Source organism: Nocardia sp. NPDC058176 (assembly GCF_042883805.1).
Taxonomy (GTDB): Bacteria; Actinomycetota; Actinomycetes; order Mycobacteriales; family Mycobacteriaceae; genus Nocardia.
In genome coordinates, this window is sequence record NZ_JBHVVA010000006.1 from 50,700 (window position 1) to 66,240 (window position 15,541).

Sequence of the window (15,541 nt, forward strand, 5' to 3'; positions counted from 1 at the left end):
CGTTACCCATCGGGGTGGACGCGCCCAACCCCTCGGCGGGGTGGCGCAACCCACCGTTTGAGATGGGCGTCGCCGTTTCGGCCGGTGAGGTGGTGTCGCGCCTGCGGTGCGGGGTGCGGGTCGCAGGGCACAATCGAACGCATGGCTTCGCACGCCCGTGACGCTCAGGAGCGTAAACGGCACGGCAGGCACTACACGCCGCCCGAGCTCGCGCGGTTCCTGGCGCGACGGGCGCTGCTGCACGCGCCCCACGCCGAGGAGTTGCGCGTGCTCGATCCGGCCTGCGGGGACGGTGAGCTGCTGCTCGCGGTGCATCGAGAACTCGCCGCCCACGTCCCCGAGATGGCGGTGCGACTGACCGGGTACGACCTGGATCGACGGGCGGTCGGCGAGACCGCCGAGCGTGCCGCCGCCGAAGGCGTCGAGATCGACTGCCGGGCGGGCGACTTCCTCACCGCCTCGGCCCGCCTCGCCGACGACTCCTTCGACCTGATCATCACCAACCCGCCCTACGTGCGCACCCAGCAGCTGGGTGGCGCGACCGCCCAGCTGCTGAGCAGACAGTTCGGCCTGCGCGGGCGCATCGACCTCACCCACCCCTTCGTCGCCGTCGCCCCCCGGCTGCTCACCGCCGACGGCGTCCTCGGCCTCCTGTGCGCCAACCGGTTCCTCACCACGCGCGCCGGCGCGAACCTGCGCCACATCCTGACCACCGACCTCACCCCCGTGGAGCTCTACGACCTCGGCGACACAAAACTGTTCACCGCCGCGGTCCTGCCCGCCATCACCGTCGCCACCCGTGCCCCATGCCGGCAGGACTGCCGCTACGTCTCGGTATACGAGGAGCCCGGAACCGAACCCGACTGTGACACGGACCTTTTCGACGCCCTGGCCGGTGACAGACCCTGCTCGGTCCGCGATTGTGGGCGGGTCTTCGCAGTCGAGGTGGGGGTGCTGTGCACGGGGCATGCCGAGGCGGGCGGCGGTCTGCCTGGTGAGTCGTCGGGTGTGACGCTGCCAGGGGTGACAGGGCCGGTGGCATCGTCGCCGGAGGTGACAGGGTCGGTCGGGTCGTCGCCGGGCGTGACGGGACCGGTCGGGTCGTCGCCGGGCGTGACGGGACCGGTCGGGTCGTCGCCGGGTGAGCTGTCGGCGAATGCGACGTTGCGGGTGGAGGCTTCGCCGGGTGTGGCAGTGCAGGTGCCGGGCGTGCCGGGGCCCGGTGTGGCGGAGCCTGGTGTGGCGTTGGTGGTGCCGGGTGTGGCGGGGCGCGATGTGGCGGAGCTGGGTGTGGCGGAGCCCGGTGTCGCTGGGCCGGGTGTGGGGTCGGTGGTTCCGGGCGTGGCCGGGCCAGGCGTGGCCGGGCCGGGCGTGGCCGGGCCAGGTGTTGCAATGCCGGTGCCGGTGGATGGGGGTTGCGGGGAGGAAGTGTCGGCGGGTGGGTCGAACGCCGCGTTGTTGTCAGCGGAGGTGGTGGCGAATTCGACTGGCGAGTCTGCCCTGCGCGCCGACATGAGGACAGTGTTGTCGGCGGGGGTGCGATCGCCGGGCACGGGGCGGGCCGGTGGGGGGCGGGGGTCGCGTGCCGACGCCGCCTGGCGGATGTCTCGGCCGGGGGTGGATCGGTGGCTGGCGCGTATAGCCGAGCGGACCTGGCGTTCCTTCGGGGAGGCGGCGCGGATCCGGGTGGGGATCAAGACGACGGCGGATCGGGTGTTCATCTCCGATCGGTGGGAGCAGATGGAGCCGATGCCCGAGCCGGAGCTGTTGCGGCAGTTGATCACTCATCACGATCTGCAGCCGTGGCGGGTCGCGATGGCGCGCGGTACCAAGGTGCTGTATCCCTACGATCTTCGGCAGCCGCGCCGCACGCCGATCGACCTGGCCGAATTCCCCGGTGCCGCAGGCTATCTGCGGTCCCACGAGCAGGTGCTGGCCGGACGGCGTTACGTGGTCGACAGTGGTCGCGAGTGGTTCGAGATCTGGGTTCCGCAGCGCCCGCACCTGTGGGGCGCACCGAAATTGGTGTTTCCCGACATCAGCGAGCGGCCGCGATTCGCCCTCGACCGGTCGGGGGCGGTGGTCAACGGGGACTGCTACTGGATCTCGCTCACCGATCTCGGTGCGGGCAAGGCGGCGACCGAGCTGGCGTATCTGCTGATGGGCGTGGCGAATTCGGCGCTGGGACTGCGGTTCTACGACGCGGTGTGCGGGAATCGGCTGTATTCGGGACGGCGCCGCTGGATCACCCAGTACGTGGCGCGCCTGCCGGTACCCGATCCCGCGCGCCCGGCGGCGGCCGAGATCGTCAGAAAGGTGCGTTCGGTGCTGGAAGACGGTGTGCCCGTGCCGGATGCGGGCATCGACGAGGTGGTGGCGGCCGCGTTCGGCGTTCAGTGAACGCTGCGGATCCCGACCATCGGCAGCAGGGTGCGGCGGGCGAACTCGCGACCGGCCTCGGCGTCGTCGAGGGGGATGAGGCCGTCCGGGGTGAGCGCCAGCGACAGCGCCAACCTGGCCATGATCTCGGCGACCAGATCGGGATCGAAATCGGGCGATCCCGCGCCCACCGGTAGCTCACGGAGTTTCTCGGCGAGATAGCCGCGCCCGACCGCCAGGATCGGCCCGGCGTCGGTGGTGAGCCGGGGCAGGATCATCTCCGGCTCGGTGCCGAGCAGCCTGCGCAACAGCTCGTTGCCCGCGATGGTGGTGACGAACGCGACGAAGATCTCGACCATCTGGTCGGCGGGATCGGCGACCGCGCGCACCCGCTCGTCGATCTCGGCCACATAGCGTTGCGCCTCGCGCACACCGACCGCTTCGACCAGCTCGTTCTTGGATTCGTAGCGTCGATAGAGGGTGGCCGGGCTGATCCCGGCGCGCCGCGCGATCTCGCCCATACTCGTGCGTTTGATCCCGAAGTCCAGAAACGCCGACAGTGCGCTGTCGAGCAGCTTCTCCCCGTCGGTGACGGGCTTTTCCAGTATCCGCGCGAGGATGGACGAGACGGTAGGCATCGCCCCATTATCCCCGTGGCGCCAGATCCAGCGCGGCCATCTCCTGCTCGATCGCATTGGCGGCGAAGTGGACTCCGCGCGAACGTAATTCGTGGACCCGGCACCGAAGTGCCTCGATTCCGCCCGGCTGGGCGGCGATATCGGCCACGCTGAGCCGTACCCCCGCTCGGTGCACACCGGCCTGCATGTATGCCACCGTGATACCTCCTGCCTCGCGTATCCGGTGCCGACCGCAACTCTCATGATCGGACGCAATACGCAGGGCAAATGTTATCAGGTATACCTACTGGACACTTGCTCAGTGTGATGGTTCACAACACCTCGGCATCGCGGTGCGCCGCGAGGTTGTGCACGTACACTGCCGCGTTGAGCTTGATCCCGTCCCGCTGCCCCTGGGTCAGCTCGCGCCGCACCTTGCCCGGCACCCCCGCGACCAGCGAACCGGGAGGAATCTGCGCGCCCTCGGGGATCAGCGCGTTGGCCGCGATCAGGCTGCCCGCGCCGATCACCGCGCCGTTGAGCACCGTCGCGCCCATGCCGACCAGTACGTCGTCGCCGATGGTGCAGCCGTGCAGGATCGCGTTGTGACCCACCGAGACCCCGGTGCCCACGGTGAGCGGGAAGCCCGGATCGGCGTGCAGGACGCACCCGTCCTGGATGTTGGTTCCGGCGCCGACGCTGATCTCCTCGAGATCGCCGCGCAGTACCGCCGAGTACCAGATGCCGACCTCGGCGGCCAGGCGCACCCGGCCGATCACGGTCGCGTTGGGCGCGATCCACGCGGTGTCGTCGATCTGCGGTTCGAACCCGGTCACCTTGATGATCATGCGGTGATTATTGCGCACCGACACGCGAACGGGGATCGCCTGACTCCGTTCCGTGCGCGTCATAGGCTGGCCGCATGACGGGTGCAGGCGTGACGGTCGGGGTCCCGACGGAGGTCAAGCCGCAGGAGTTCCGGGTGGCGCTGACGCCGGCGGGTGCCACCGAACTGGTCGCGCACGGCCACGAGGTGCTCGTGCAGGCCGGAGCCGGTGCCGGCTCGGGATTCGCCGATGACGACTATCGCGGCGCGGGCGCGCGGATCGTGCCGGACGCCGAGCGGGTGTGGGCCGAGGCCGCGATGGTGCTGAAGGTGAAAGAGCCCATCGCGCAGGAGTATTCGCTGATGCGCCGCGACCAGGTGCTGTTCACCTATCTGCATCTGGCCGCGTCGAAGGAGTGCACCGACGCGATCCTCGCTTCGGGCATCACCGCGATCGCCTATGAGACGGTCCGCGCGCCGGACGGTTCGCTGCCGCTGCTCGCCCCGATGAGCGAGGTGGCGGGCAAGCTCAGCGCCCAGGTCGGCGCCTATCACCTGATGGCTCCGCTGGGCGGGGGCGGTGTGCTGCTCGGTGGGGTACCCGGCGTCCGCCCGGCCGATGTGGTGGTGCTCGGCGGTGGGGTGGCGGGCACCAACGCGGCGAGTGTGGCGGTCGGGATGGGCGCGACGGTCAGTGTGCTCGACACGAATCTGGCGCGCCTGCGCGAACTCGACGCCCGCTTCGCCGGACGCGTCGGCACCCTCGCCTCGCATTCGCTGGAGATCGAGAAGGCCGTGCGCGCGGCGGATCTGGTGATCGGTTCGGTCCTCGTGCCCGGTGCGAAGGCGCCGAAACTGGTGTCCGACGAACTCGTCGCCCGGATGCGTCCCGGCTCGGTGCTCGTCGACATCGCCGTCGACCAGGGCGGCTGCTTCGCCTCCACCCGCCCCACCACCCACGCGAATCCGACCTTCCCGGTGGCGGATTCGCTCTTCTACTGCGTGGCGAACATGCCCGGCGCGGTACCCCACACCTCGACCGTCGCCCTCACCAACGCCACCCTGCCCTACGCCCGCGCGATCGCCGACCGGGGCTGGCGCGGCGCCTGCACCGCCGACCCCGGCCTCGCCGCGGGCCTCACCGCCGTGGACGGCAAACTCCTCTCCGCCGAGGTCGCCGCCGCCCACGCCTACCCCCTCGACGCGTAACTCACCTGGACCATTGATCACCACGCTGTGGTGGCGGCATCGGCCGAGCGGCGAACGCCACCAGAGCGTGGTGATCTTGGTCCGGGGTCAGTGGTCGCCGAAGGACCAGTCGCCTTCGGTGGGGAGGTCGTGGAGTTTGTCGGGGTTGCGGACGATGTTGAGGGCGGTGATGCGGCCCTGGTCGACGACGAAGGAGAAGACGCCGAGGTTGGTGCCGTCGTGGACCACCAGGCCGGGAGTGCCGTTGACCAGGACCGCTCGGCCCCAGCCGTTCGCGGCCGAGGGCGCGTGGTACCAGCCGAGCAGCATCTTCGCGATGAGTTCGGCGCCGCGGATGGGCTGACGGACCGCGGGGACCTTGCCGCCGCCGTCGGCGGTCAGGACCACGTTCTCGTCGAGCACGCCGAGCAGGGAACTCAGGTCACCCGACCGCCAGGCCAGCGCGAACGCCGACACCACGCGCTCCTGTTCGACGGGGGAGGCGGGGAAGCGCGGTGTTCCGCTCTCCACGTGCTTTCGGGCCCGGGAGGCCAGCTGGCGGACCGCGGCGGGTGTGCGTCCGACGACCTCGGCGACCTCGGGGCCGGTCATCCCGAACACGTCCTGCAGCACGAAGGCGGTGCGCTCGGCGGGCGAGAGCGATTCCAGCACCACCAGCAGCGCGGTGGTGACCCGCTCGTCCTGGGAGATCCGGTCGGCGGGATCGTCCCAGGTGGTGACCTCCGGTTCCGGCAGCCACTCACCGACGTACTGCTCGCGGCGGGCGCGCGCGGAGCCGAGGTGGTCGAGGGCGAGCCTGCCGGTGACGGTGGTGAGCCAGGCGCGCAGATTGTCGATCTCGCCCGCCTTGCCCGCCTCGAACTGCCGTTGCAGCCGCAGCCAGGCGTCCTGCACCACGTCCTCGGCATCGCTGAGGCTGCCGAGCGTGCTGTAGGCGAGCCGGCGCAGGTACGGGCGGTGTTCTTCGAAGCGGCGGGCCAGTTCGGCCTGAGCGAGGGGCTGCGGTGCGTCGGTCATCGTGGTCGCCATTCGGTTGTCCGGCCCGGTGCGGGGGATGGGAAAAGTCTGTCGCAGAGAAGACGAACCAGCCGCACCCGGTGTGACATTCCCGCCACCGGCTACCCTCGCCCCGTGCAGAAGGCGACATCGACCGCGTGCGGGCTGGTGCTGGGATTCGTGCTCGACCGGGTGTTCGCCGATCCCCGGCGCTGGCATCCGGTCGCCGGATTCGGTACGGCGGCATCGGCATTGGAACGGTCGACCTACGCCGATGACCGGCGGGCCGGGGTGGCGCACGAGGTCGTGGCGGTGGGGTCGGTCGTCGCGTTCGGCGCCCTCGTCGCGCGGGGCGGGTTGCTCGCGACCGCGCTGGCCACCTGGACGGTGCTGGGCGGGCGCAGTCTCGCGCGCGCCGGGCACGCCATGGCCGATCGGCTCGACGCCGACGATCTTGCCGGGGCACGGGAGTTGCTGCCGTCGCTGTGCGGGCGTGATCCCTCGGTGCTCGATGCCGACGGGCTGGCGCGGGCGGCGCTGGAATCCATCGCCGAGAACACCTCCGACGCGACGGTCGCGCCGTTGCTGTGGGGTGCGGTGGGGGGGGTGCCCGGCTTGCTCGGGTATCGGGCGGTGAACACCCTCGACGCGATGGTCGGGTACCGGAACGAACGGTACGAGCGGTTCGGATGGGCGGCGGCGCGGACCGATGACGTGGCGAATCTGGTGCCCGCTCGGGTCACCGGACTGCTCACGGTGGGGTTGGCACCGCTGGTCGGCGGCACTCCTGGGGCGGCATGGCGGGCTTGGCGACGTGATGCGGGCAAGCATCCGAGTCCGAACGCGGGGGTGGTCGAGGCGTCGATGGCGGGGGCGTTGGGGGTTCAGCTCGGGGGGCGGACGCAGTACCGGCACGGTGCCGAGCTTCGGCCGACATTGGGGGAGGGGCCCGCGCCGACGAGTGCGGATCTGCGGCGTGCGGTGCGGATGTCGGAGGCGGTGCAGGTGGGGGCTGTTGTGGTGGCGGGGGTTGTGGGGTGGGTCGTTCGGCGCCGGTGACGGCGCCGTGTTGGACCGTTGATCACCAGGCGCTCAGGTGAGTATCGGCCGAGAGGTGAACGCCATCAGTGCCTGGTGATCGACGGTCCAGGTCAGTGGTTGCGGCCGTAGCGGTCGGCGAGGCGGGCTTCGGTGGTCGGCCGGGTGGGGGTTGTCGACTCCTCCTTGGATCCGGCTGCGGGGGTGGGCGCGGCCGGGGCGGGGTCCGCGCGGTCGCGGCGGCGGGCGCGGAGTTCGGCTACGACGAAGTAGCCGAGGCCGAGGGGGGCCATGATGCCGAAGGCCAGCCATTGCAGGCCGTAGGAGAGGTAGGGGCCCGCGTCGAGTTGGGGGAGGGGGGTGGGGGAGTAGGCGCCGGGCTGGCCCTCGGCGAGTTGGAGGTAGCCGCCTTTGTCGGTGCCGGTGGGGATGGGGGTGAGCGTGGTGCCGAGGACGGTGGATTCCTGGGTGGTGTCGATCGTGTAGACCTGCCGGTAGCCGTCCTGGGTGCTGGGGACCTTGTCGGGGACGACGCCCTCGGAGGCGCGTACCCTGGCATCGATGCGCTGTGGGCCCGAGGGCGGCTCGGTGATGGCGGGCGGACGGGTGCCGTCGACGGCGGCGACCAGGCCACGGTCGACGAGCAGGGTGCGGCCGTCATCGAGGCGGAAGGCGGCCAGCACGGCGTAGCCGGGGGCGCCGCCGAGATGGCGCAGGCGCACGAGCACGGTCGATTCGGGCAGGTAGCTGCCGGTCGCGGTGACATTGCGCCACTCGGTGTGGGTCGCGGCGTCACCGTCGAGGATGTCGGTCACCGGCACCGGATCGGCCTGGACGGAGTCGGCGATGAGCTGGTTGCGATGTTCGGTGCTGTCGTTCTTGTTCAGCTGCCACGGCGCGAGCACGGTGAAGCACAGGTAGGCGAACGCCACGACGATCACGCCGAGGATCAGCCAGCTCGGGCGCAGCAGGAAGGTGAGTTTGCGGATCATCGGGCGTCGGCGGGGCTGCGGGTGGCGAGCGCGGCGTGCACCCAGTCGAGCAGGCCGGGGACGGCGGCTTCGATCTGGTCGCGGACCAGGTCGAAATCGGCCTGGTCACCGTAGTACGGGTCGGGTACGTCATTGCCGTCGGCGGCCGGGTCGAAGCTGCGCAGCAGGCGGCGCTGCTCGGTCGGCACTCCGCGGTGGGCCAGTTCCCGGTCGTGGCCGGTGTCGAGGGCGACGATCAGGTCGGCGTCGCGATGCTCGGGACCGAAGGTGGCGGCGATGTGCTCGGTGTCGTAGCCCGCCCGGCGCAGGGTCGCCTCGGTCCGCGGATCGGCCGGATCGCCGACATGCCACGATCCGGTGCCCGCGCTGCTGACCCGCACCCGGTTCGCCAGCCCGGCCCGGAACAGGTGCGCCTCGAACATCTTCGCGGCCATCGGGGACCGGCAGATGTTTCCCGTGCAGATGAACGTGACGTGTAGATCCACGCGCCCATTCTCGCCGGTGCCGCCGAACGGGCGCCACGTAGGGTGTTCAGTTGTGTTCGAGGACTCGGTCGACCCCGCGATGCTGCGCCACCACGGCGACGTGGAAGCGCGCCCGGGGATGCTCGATTTCGCGGTGAACGTGCAGGGCCTGGCCCCGCCCGCCTGGTTGCGGACCCGCCTGGCCGCCCGCCTCAACGACCTCGGCCGCTACCCCGGCGCCGACGACGAACACGCCGCCCGCACCGCGGTCGCCGCCCGCCACGGCCGCGCGACCGAGGACGTGCTGTTGCTCGCGGGCGCCGCCGAGGGCTTCGCGATGCTCCCGCGCCTGGCCCCGCGCCTGGCCGCGGTGGTCCATCCGTCGTTCACCGAGCCGGAACTGGCCCTGCGCGAGGCGGGCGTCCCGGTCACCCGCGTGGTTCTCGACCCGCCCTACATCCTCGATCCCGCCCTGGTCCCCGAAGAAGCAGACCTCGTCGTCCTCGGCAATCCGACCAACCCGACCTCCGTCCTGCACCCCGCCGAGACCCTGCACGCCCTGCGCCGCCCCGGCCGCCTCCTCGTCGTCGACGAGGCCTTCGCCGACGCGGTGCACGGACCCACCCCACCGCAACCGCGCACCGCACCCACCGGCGCGACCGCGCCCGCCGTTGGCGCCACGCACGTGCCGTCGACAGGACTCGATCCGCTCGCATCGTCGGCCGCTGCCGACGAGCCCGAGTCGTTGGCCTCGACCGCCGCCCCCGACATCCTGGTCCTGCGCAGCCTCACCAAGACCTGGGCACTGGCGGGGCTGCGCTGTGGTTACGCGCTCGGCGCACCCGAGGTGCTCGCCCGGTTGACGCGAGGCCGCCCGCACTGGCCGCTGGGCACCCTGCAGCTCGAGGCGATCACCGCGACCGCCGAGCCGGCCGCGGTCGCCGAATCCCGCCGGGTCGCGCACCGCATCGCCGCCGAGCGCGCCGCCATGGTCGAACGCCTGATCGCGCTCGGCATCGACGTGCACACCCCCGCGACCGGGCCGTTCCTGCTGCTGCGCGTCCCGGACGGACCCCTGCTGCGCAAACACCTCGCCGACCGCGGCATCGCAGTGCGCCGCGCCGATACTTTCCCCGGCCTCGGCCCCGACCATCTCCGGGTGGCGGTCCGCGGACCGGCCGAGGTCGATCAGCTGATCGATGCCGTCCGGGCGGCGCTGTGGTGAACGACCGCCGCGCCGGACGATGTCGACGCCACTGTCCCGACCATCGATGACGACGATTCCAGCGAGAAGAAGGAGGCGACGGTGACCGACCTGGCCGAGCTGATCGGGGTACTCGACGGGGCGTACCCGCCGAAACTGGCCGAATCGTGGGATTCGGTCGGGCTCGTGTGCGGCGACCCGACGCAGGAGGTGCGCAAGGTGGTCTTCGCCGTCGACGCCACCGCCGCCGTCGTCGAGGAGGCGATCGATTGGGGCGCGCAGGCGCTGGTCGTGCACCATCCGCTGCTGCTGCGCGGGGTCGACACCGTCGCGGCGAACACCCCGAAGGGCGCGCTGCTGCACCGCTTGATCCGCCACGGCTGCGCCCTGTTCACCGCCCACACCAACGCCGACTCCGCCGACCCTGGTGTCTCGGACGCGCTGGCCGCCGCCGTCGGCCTCACCGTCACCGGCCCGCTCGATCCCAAACCGGTTGCCTCCGTGGACAAATGGGTGATCCAGGTGCCGCAGACGCACACCGCGGCCCTGCTGTCGGCCCTGTTCACCGCGGGCGCGGGCGCGATCGGCGACTACCGCGAGGCCGCCTGGTACACCTCGGGCACCGGTCAGTTCCGCCCGCTGCCCGGCGCCAACCCGGCCATCGGCGCGGTGGGCGCGGTGGAGACCGTCACCGAGGACGCCGTCGAGGTGGTCGCCGCCCCGACCCGCCGCCTCGCCGTGCTGGCCGCCCTGCGCGCCGCCCACCCCTACGAGGAACCGGCCTACCACCTCACCGAACGGGCGCCGCTGCCGTCGAGCCTCGGCATCGGCCGCATCGGTGAGCTCCCGCAGCCCGAGACCCTGCGCGAATTCACCGCCCGCGTCGGCGTCGGCCTGCCGCGCACCGTCTGGGGCGTGCGCGCCGCGGGCGACCCCGACCGGCTGATCCACAAGGTCGCCGTCTGCGGCGGTGCGGGCGACTCCTATCTCGACGCCGCCATCCGCAACGACGTCGACGCCTACCTGACCTCCGACCTGCGCCACCACCCTGTCGACGAGCACCTCCGCCGCGGCGGCCCCGCCCTGATCGACGCCGCCCACTGGGCCACCGAGTTCCCCTGGTGCGCCCAGGCCGAGCAGATCGTCCGCACCGCTCTCCCCGACGTCACGACCCGCGTCTCCGCCCTGCGCACCGACCCGTGGACGGTCACCGGCTGAGCGAGGCCGCCGGCCGTGTGCGCCACTCGAGCCTGTGCGCGGCCATGTCCTGCACGTTCGCCGCCCCTCAGCGAGGCTCGGTGCAATTCTGGTGGACCGAATCGGGAAGGCACAGCACGAGCCGTGCTGGATCCCGCCGAGCTCGGCGCCAGGGCAAAGCGACGTCGCCGGTCACGCACGGCGCGGGGTTCGGCCCGAGCACGGACGCGTCCTCGGGTCATGGCATCGTTGACCCCCGCGGCGCGGTACGGTTGATCGATCCATCCCTCCACAGTGTTCAGGAGTTCGTGCGCGTTGAATGTCGAACCGTCGGTCCAGTCCAAGCTGCTCCAGCTCGCCGCTGTCGATGCCGAGTTGACGCGGATCGCGCACCGCAGGAACGCGCTGCCCGAACAGCAGGAGGTCGCGCGGCTGACGACCGAGCGCAACGGCTACAAGGACGCGGCCGTGGCGGTGGAGATCGGCATCGATGATCTGGATCGTGACATCCGCAAGCTCGAGGGCGAGGTCGAGGCCGTCCGCAAGCGCGAGGACCGGGACCGCGGCATGCTCACCGCGGGCACCGTCGCCGCCAAGCAGCTCTCCGAGCTCCAGCACGAACTGGGCAGCCTGGAGCGCCGCCGCTCGGTGCTCGAGGACGAACTGCTGACCGTGATGGAGCAGCGCGAGGCGATGTCCGACGACCACGACCACGCGGGTGCCCGCCTGAGCAAGGCCGACCAGGACCTGGCCGACGCCGAACGCCTGCGCGACGAGGCACTCGCCGATCTCGAAGTGGCGCAGCGCCGTTGCGACAACGACCGCTCCGGCCTGCTCGGCCAGTTCCCCGACGAACTGCTCGCCGTCTACGACAAGCAGCGTGCCGCCCACGGTGTCGGCGCCGCCCTGCTGCAGGCCCGCCGCTGCGGCGCCTGCCGGATCGAGATCGACCGCGGCGAGATGCAGCGCATCGCCAAGGCCGCGCCCGACGCAGTTCTGCGCTGCCCCGAGTGCGGCGCGATCATGGTGCGCACCAAGGAATCGGGGCTGTGAGCGGTGCGCCGCACGAGGTGATCGTCGAGGCCGACGGCGGCTCGCGCGGCAATCCCGGTCCGGCCGGGTACGGCGCGGTGGTCTTCGCCGACGATCACGTCCGGGTGCTCGCCGAGCGCAAGGAATTCATCGGTGTCGCCACCAACAATGTCGCCGAATACCGGGGCCTGCTCGCGGGTTTGGCGGCCGCGGCCGAACTGGGCGCGCGGGTGGTGGCGGTGCGGATGGACTCCAAGCTCGTCGTCGAACAGCTGGCGGGCCGCTGGAAGGTCAAGCACCCCTCGATGATTCCGCTCGCCGAACAGGCGCGAGCGCTGGTCGCCGGGTTCGACCGGGTGAGCTTCACCTGGATCCCGCGCGCCGAGAACTCCCACGCCGACCGGCTGGCGAACGAGGCCATGGACGACGGCACGCTCACCGGGACCGTCCGCGAGGCTGTCGCCGCCGGGGACGCTGCCGGTGACGAGGTCCCCGCCAGGCCGACCACGGCCCCGGCGACTGCCGCCCCGGCCGCGACGTCGACGACCGCCGCTCCGGCAACGGCCACCCAGGCGACCGCGGCGACCACATCCACCACCGCCCCCGGCTGGACCGGCGCCATCGGCAGACCGACCCGCCTGCTCCTGCTGCGCCACGGCCAGACCGCCCTCTCGGTGGAACGCCGTTACTCCGGCCGCGGCAACCCGCCACTGACCGACCTGGGCCGCGAACAGGCCGACCGCGCCGCGAAGATGCTCGCCGCCAAGGGCGATATCGCCGCCGTGGTGAGTTCGCCGCTGCAGCGCGCCCGCTCCACCGCCGAGGCCGCCGCCACCGCCCTCGATGTTCCGTTGCGCATCCTCGACGGCCTCACCGAGACCGATTTCGGCGACTGGGAGGGTCTCACCTTCGCCGAGGCGGCCCAGCGCGATCCGCAGCTGCACAGTGACTGGCTGGGCGATCCGTCGATTCCCGCGCCCGGCGGCGAGAGTTTCGATCAGGTGCGCGAGCGCGTCGAAGGGGTCCGCCGGGATCTGGTGGCGCTGTATCCGGGCGAGAACATCGTCGCGGTCAGCCACGTCACCCCGATCAAGACGCTGCTGCAATTGGCGCTGGGCGTCGGTCCGTCGCTGCTGTACCGGCTGCACCTGGATCTGGCCTCGCTGTGCGTCGCCGAGTTCTATCCCGATGGCGGTGCCTCGGTGCGCCTGGTCAACGACACCTCGTACCTGTAGCTGGCCCGCCCGCACCCGGGCGCGGTACGGTCGCCCCGGCTCACGGCGGGCGTAACGACAACGCCCCCGCGCCCGAAAGGTTCACGGGCGTGCGGAATGCCGCGGCCATCGAGAAAGGTACTTGATGAGGTTTCTACGGATGGCGGCGGTTGCAGCGGCCATCGCGGGGGTGCTCACGGCGTCCGCGGGCGTCGGTAGCGTGTCGGCCGATCCGAGCGTGGTGCTCGGCGCGGGCTCCGGCATCGTCTTCGACAACGAGGCGGGGTGCTCGTTGACCGCCATCGGCCACGACAACGCGGGCCGCCTCGTCGGTCTCACCGCCGGCCATTGCGCGCCCACCGGGGCCCGGGTCGGCTCCGAGCAGGCGCTGCGCGCGGGCGTGATCGGCACCGTCGCGTTCTCCGATGACGGTGACTACCTGGATTTCGCTGTGCTGCAACTGGATGCGTCGAAGGTCCTGCCGGTGCGCACCATCGGCGAGACCACCGTCGCCGGAATCGGCGGCGCGCCGGGGCCGGGCACCATGGTGTGCTCCGACGGACGTACCAGCGGCCGCAGCTGCGGCGTGGTGTGGGGTGAGCTCGAAGGCACCTCGATCAACCAGTACTGCTCGCAGCCCGGTGATTCCGGCGGCCCGGTCGTCGTGGGTGATCGTCTGGTCGGGATGAACCAGGGCAGGCTCACCGGCCTCGGCCCGATCGACTTCGACGTGCCGTGCACCGGCGGTGCCAACCCGGTCCACTCGCCCGCCTACTTCCAGCCCATCCAGGTCATCCTGGATGTGATCGACCGCGCGGGCGGGGTCGGCGCGGGCTTCCGGCCCATCTGAGCGGACCGACACGAGGGGCGCGGTGCCGAACGGTGCTGCGCCCCTCGTGCGTTCGGATCAATGGCCGGCCATGGCCCGCAGCACGGTCGCGGTGGCGTCGTCGAGCGGGTAGAAGAATTCGATCGCCAGTTCCGACAGTGTCACGTCGGCGGGGGCGCCGAAGGTGGCCATCGTGGAGAACATGGTGAGCGGGCCGACCGGCGAGCTGATCCGGATGGGCACCTGGAACGCGCTGCTCGGCTGTGGTGTCTCGGGTGAATCATCGCGTACCGGATAGGTTTTCACTTCGTCGTGGAGCTCGCGGAGGCGGGCGTCACCGGTGGCGGCCACCTGGCGGCGCAGGCGTTCGAGGAACAGGTCGCGGACCTGGCGCGGGTTCTCCAATCGTGCCGCGAGACCGTCCGGATGCAGGACCAGCCGGTAGACGTTCGGACGCGGGTTCAGCAGATGGTCCGGCACGCCCGTCATCAGCACCGGCATGGCCGCGTTGCCCGCGACCACATCCCACCACCGGTCGACCACCACGGCGGGATACGGCTCGTGCGCGGTGAGCATCGCATCGATCGCGGCACGCGCGGGGGAGAGTTCGGCGGCATCGAGGCTCGACTCCCGGTAGGCGGGTGCGAAACCCGCGGCCAGCAGCAGCGTATTGCGTTCCCGCAGCGGCACATCCAGGGCCTCGCACAGGCGCAGCACCATGGACCGGCTCGGGGCCGACCGGCCGGTCTCCAGGTACGACAGGTGCCGTGACGAGGTGTCGGCGGTCAGCGCGAGATCGAGCTGACTGAGTTTGCGCCGCTGCCGCCATTCGCGCAGCAACCCTCCGATACCTGCCGTCGTCGCCGTCACGCCGCCAGCGTATCGACCTCGACCGCCGCCCGGCCATGACCTCCGAGGTCATTGCGGTCCGCCCGCGAACCCGCCGGAGGAGGTCTCAACCCAGGCTGCGTTCGTGCATGAGGAGCATGCCGAAGGCGGCCAGGGTGTGGGCATCGACGATCTCGCCGCGCATGATCATGGCCTCGACGCGCGCGCGGGAGAACCAGGCGGTGCGCATGTCCTGCTCCTCGAGTTCGCGCTCGGGAGCGCCGGGGGTGAGGTCGGTGGCCAGGAAACAGTGACCGCGCTGGTTGGTGATGGCCGGCGCGGTGGCCATGGTGCCCAGATGGATCATCCGGCCCGCCCGCAGCCCGGTCTCCTCGCGCAGCTCGTTGTGCGCCACCTCGAGCGGTGTGGGGGCGGTGCCCTCCGGCGGAGTGCCGGCGGGAAACTCCCAGCAGCGCGTGCCCAAGGGATAGCGGAACTGCTCGACGAGATGAAACCCCTTGCCGTCGAACGGGATCACCAGCGACCAGTCGACCTTGTCGAGCACGCCGTAGATCCCCACCGACCCGTCGGCCCGCCGAACGGTGTCCTCCCGCAGCCGCAGCCACGGATTCGTGTAGATCGTGCGCGAGCTGAGCTGTTCCATGGACCCATGGTGCCCGACGGATCCCCTCGTACCGGCGGGTTTCGGACACCGC

16 protein-coding genes are annotated in these 15,541 nt (G+C 71.3%); 8 read left to right on the forward strand and 8 right to left on the reverse strand.

All coding sequences use genetic code 11. The features are described from left to right. The first annotated feature begins 141 nt into the window (after positions 1 to 141). Positions 142 to 2,400 carry an Eco57I restriction-modification methylase domain-containing protein gene (locus tag ACFVVM_RS26775; protein WP_387623637.1) on the forward strand — a complete coding sequence of 753 codons (2,259 nt, stop codon included), beginning with the start codon at positions 142 to 144 and terminating at the stop codon, positions 2,398 to 2,400. On the opposite strand, the gene ACFVVM_RS26780 is transcribed toward ACFVVM_RS26775, so the two are convergent. The 3 genes from ACFVVM_RS26780 to ACFVVM_RS26790 form a co-directional block, all read right to left on the reverse strand. Next, positions 2,394 to 3,017, reverse strand: coding sequence for a TetR/AcrR family transcriptional regulator (locus tag ACFVVM_RS26780; protein WP_387623639.1), 624 nt, complete (start codon positions 3,015 to 3,017; stop codon positions 2,394 to 2,396). The genes ACFVVM_RS26775 and ACFVVM_RS26780 overlap by 7 nt on opposite strands. Positions 3,018 to 3,024: 7 nt before the next feature. After that, entirely contained in the window at positions 3,025 to 3,204 is a 180-nt protein-coding gene (locus ACFVVM_RS26785; protein ID WP_387624324.1) for a hypothetical protein, read from the reverse strand. Between the two features lie 124 nt (positions 3,205 to 3,328). Beyond that, on the reverse strand, positions 3,329 to 3,844 hold the full coding sequence (locus tag ACFVVM_RS26790; protein WP_387623641.1) for a gamma carbonic anhydrase family protein: 516 nt from the start codon (positions 3,842 to 3,844) through the stop codon (positions 3,329 to 3,331). Between the two features lie 89 nt (positions 3,845 to 3,933). Between ACFVVM_RS26790 and ald the strand changes: the two genes are divergently transcribed. Continuing rightward, on the forward strand, positions 3,934 to 5,031 hold the full coding sequence (gene ald, locus ACFVVM_RS26795; RefSeq protein ID WP_387624326.1) for an alanine dehydrogenase: 1,098 nt from the start codon (positions 3,934 to 3,936) through the stop codon (positions 5,029 to 5,031). An 87-nt stretch (positions 5,032 to 5,118) separates the two neighbouring features. Here ald and sigJ read toward each other — a convergent pair whose 3' ends face one another. Next, entirely contained in the window at positions 5,119 to 6,048 is a 930-nt protein-coding gene (gene sigJ / locus ACFVVM_RS26800) for an RNA polymerase sigma factor SigJ (RefSeq protein ID WP_387623644.1), read from the reverse strand. Between the two features lie 114 nt (positions 6,049 to 6,162). Between sigJ and ACFVVM_RS26805 the strand changes: the two genes are divergently transcribed. Then, complete coding sequence (locus tag ACFVVM_RS26805; protein WP_387623646.1) at positions 6,163 to 7,086, forward strand: cobalamin biosynthesis protein; 924 nt, start codon at positions 6,163 to 6,165, stop codon at positions 7,084 to 7,086. A gap of 92 nt (positions 7,087 to 7,178) precedes the next feature. On the opposite strand, the gene ACFVVM_RS26810 is transcribed toward ACFVVM_RS26805, so the two are convergent. Then, the gene (locus ACFVVM_RS26810) at positions 7,179 to 8,054 is read right to left on the reverse strand and encodes an SURF1 family protein (protein ID WP_387624329.1); all 876 of its coding nucleotides are present in this window, start codon (positions 8,052 to 8,054) and stop codon (positions 7,179 to 7,181) included. Then, entirely contained in the window at positions 8,054 to 8,542 is a 489-nt protein-coding gene (locus tag ACFVVM_RS26815; RefSeq protein WP_387623648.1) for a low molecular weight protein-tyrosine-phosphatase, read from the reverse strand. Before ACFVVM_RS26815 ends, ACFVVM_RS26810 begins: the two co-directional genes overlap by 1 nt. Before the next feature lie 52 nt (positions 8,543 to 8,594). On the opposite strand from ACFVVM_RS26815, the gene cobC reads away from it, so the two are divergent. The 5 genes from cobC to ACFVVM_RS26840 all read left to right on the forward strand — a co-directional run bounded on the left by cobC (position 8,595) and on the right by ACFVVM_RS26840 (position 14,018). Then, positions 8,595 to 9,746 (forward strand): Rv2231c family pyridoxal phosphate-dependent protein CobC, encoded by a 1,152-nt coding sequence (gene cobC / locus ACFVVM_RS26820; RefSeq protein WP_387623651.1) that lies wholly within the window; start codon positions 8,595 to 8,597, stop codon positions 9,744 to 9,746. Between the two features lie 81 nt (positions 9,747 to 9,827). Beyond that, a complete protein-coding gene (locus ACFVVM_RS26825) occupies positions 9,828 to 10,943 on the forward strand; it encodes a Nif3-like dinuclear metal center hexameric protein (RefSeq protein WP_387623654.1) in 1,116 nt (371 codons plus the stop codon). A 294-nt stretch (positions 10,944 to 11,237) separates the two neighbouring features. Then, complete coding sequence (locus tag ACFVVM_RS26830) at positions 11,238 to 11,975, forward strand: zinc ribbon domain-containing protein (protein ID WP_387623657.1); 738 nt, start codon at positions 11,238 to 11,240, stop codon at positions 11,973 to 11,975. After that, entirely contained in the window at positions 11,972 to 13,189 is a 1,218-nt protein-coding gene (locus ACFVVM_RS26835) for a bifunctional RNase H/acid phosphatase (protein WP_387623660.1), read from the forward strand. The genes ACFVVM_RS26830 and ACFVVM_RS26835 overlap by 4 nt, the downstream gene beginning before the upstream one ends. A gap of 139 nt (positions 13,190 to 13,328) precedes the next feature. Beyond that, positions 13,329 to 14,018, forward strand: a complete 690-nt coding sequence (locus ACFVVM_RS26840; protein ID WP_387623663.1) for a hypothetical protein — start codon at positions 13,329 to 13,331, stop codon at positions 14,016 to 14,018. Between the two features lie 57 nt (positions 14,019 to 14,075). Here the strand turns inward: ACFVVM_RS26840 and ACFVVM_RS26845 are convergent, their stop codons facing one another. Continuing rightward, the gene (locus ACFVVM_RS26845; RefSeq protein ID WP_387623666.1) at positions 14,076 to 14,867 is read right to left on the reverse strand and encodes a helix-turn-helix domain-containing protein; all 792 of its coding nucleotides are present in this window, start codon (positions 14,865 to 14,867) and stop codon (positions 14,076 to 14,078) included. Between the two features lie 85 nt (positions 14,868 to 14,952). Further along, on the reverse strand, positions 14,953 to 15,489 hold the full coding sequence (locus ACFVVM_RS26850) for an NUDIX domain-containing protein (RefSeq protein ID WP_387623669.1): 537 nt from the start codon (positions 15,487 to 15,489) through the stop codon (positions 14,953 to 14,955). Positions 15,490 to 15,541 lie beyond the last annotated feature (52 nt).

Excerpts from the sequence above, each read along its gene's own strand:
- ACFVVM_RS26775 (WP_387623637.1), top strand. The coding sequence starts at position 142 with ATGGCTTCGCACGCCCGTGACGCTCAGGAGCGTAAACGGCACGGCAGG.
- ACFVVM_RS26785 (WP_387624324.1), bottom strand. The coding sequence starts at position 3,204 with ATGCAGGCCGGTGTGCACCGAGCGGGGGTACGGCTCAGCGTGGCCGAT.
- ACFVVM_RS26790 (WP_387623641.1), bottom strand. The coding sequence starts at position 3,844 with ATGATCATCAAGGTGACCGGGTTCGAACCGCAGATCGACGACACCGCG.
- ACFVVM_RS26780 (WP_387623639.1), bottom strand. The coding sequence starts at position 3,017 with ATGCCTACCGTCTCGTCCATCCTCGCGCGGATACTGGAAAAGCCCGTC.
- sigJ (WP_387623644.1), bottom strand. The coding sequence starts at position 6,048 with ATGACCGACGCACCGCAGCCCCTCGCTCAGGCCGAACTGGCCCGCCGC.
- ACFVVM_RS26850 (WP_387623669.1), bottom strand. The coding sequence starts at position 15,489 with ATGGAACAGCTCAGCTCGCGCACGATCTACACGAATCCGTGGCTGCGG.
- ACFVVM_RS26840 (WP_387623663.1), top strand. The coding sequence starts at position 13,329 with ATGGCGGCGGTTGCAGCGGCCATCGCGGGGGTGCTCACGGCGTCCGCG.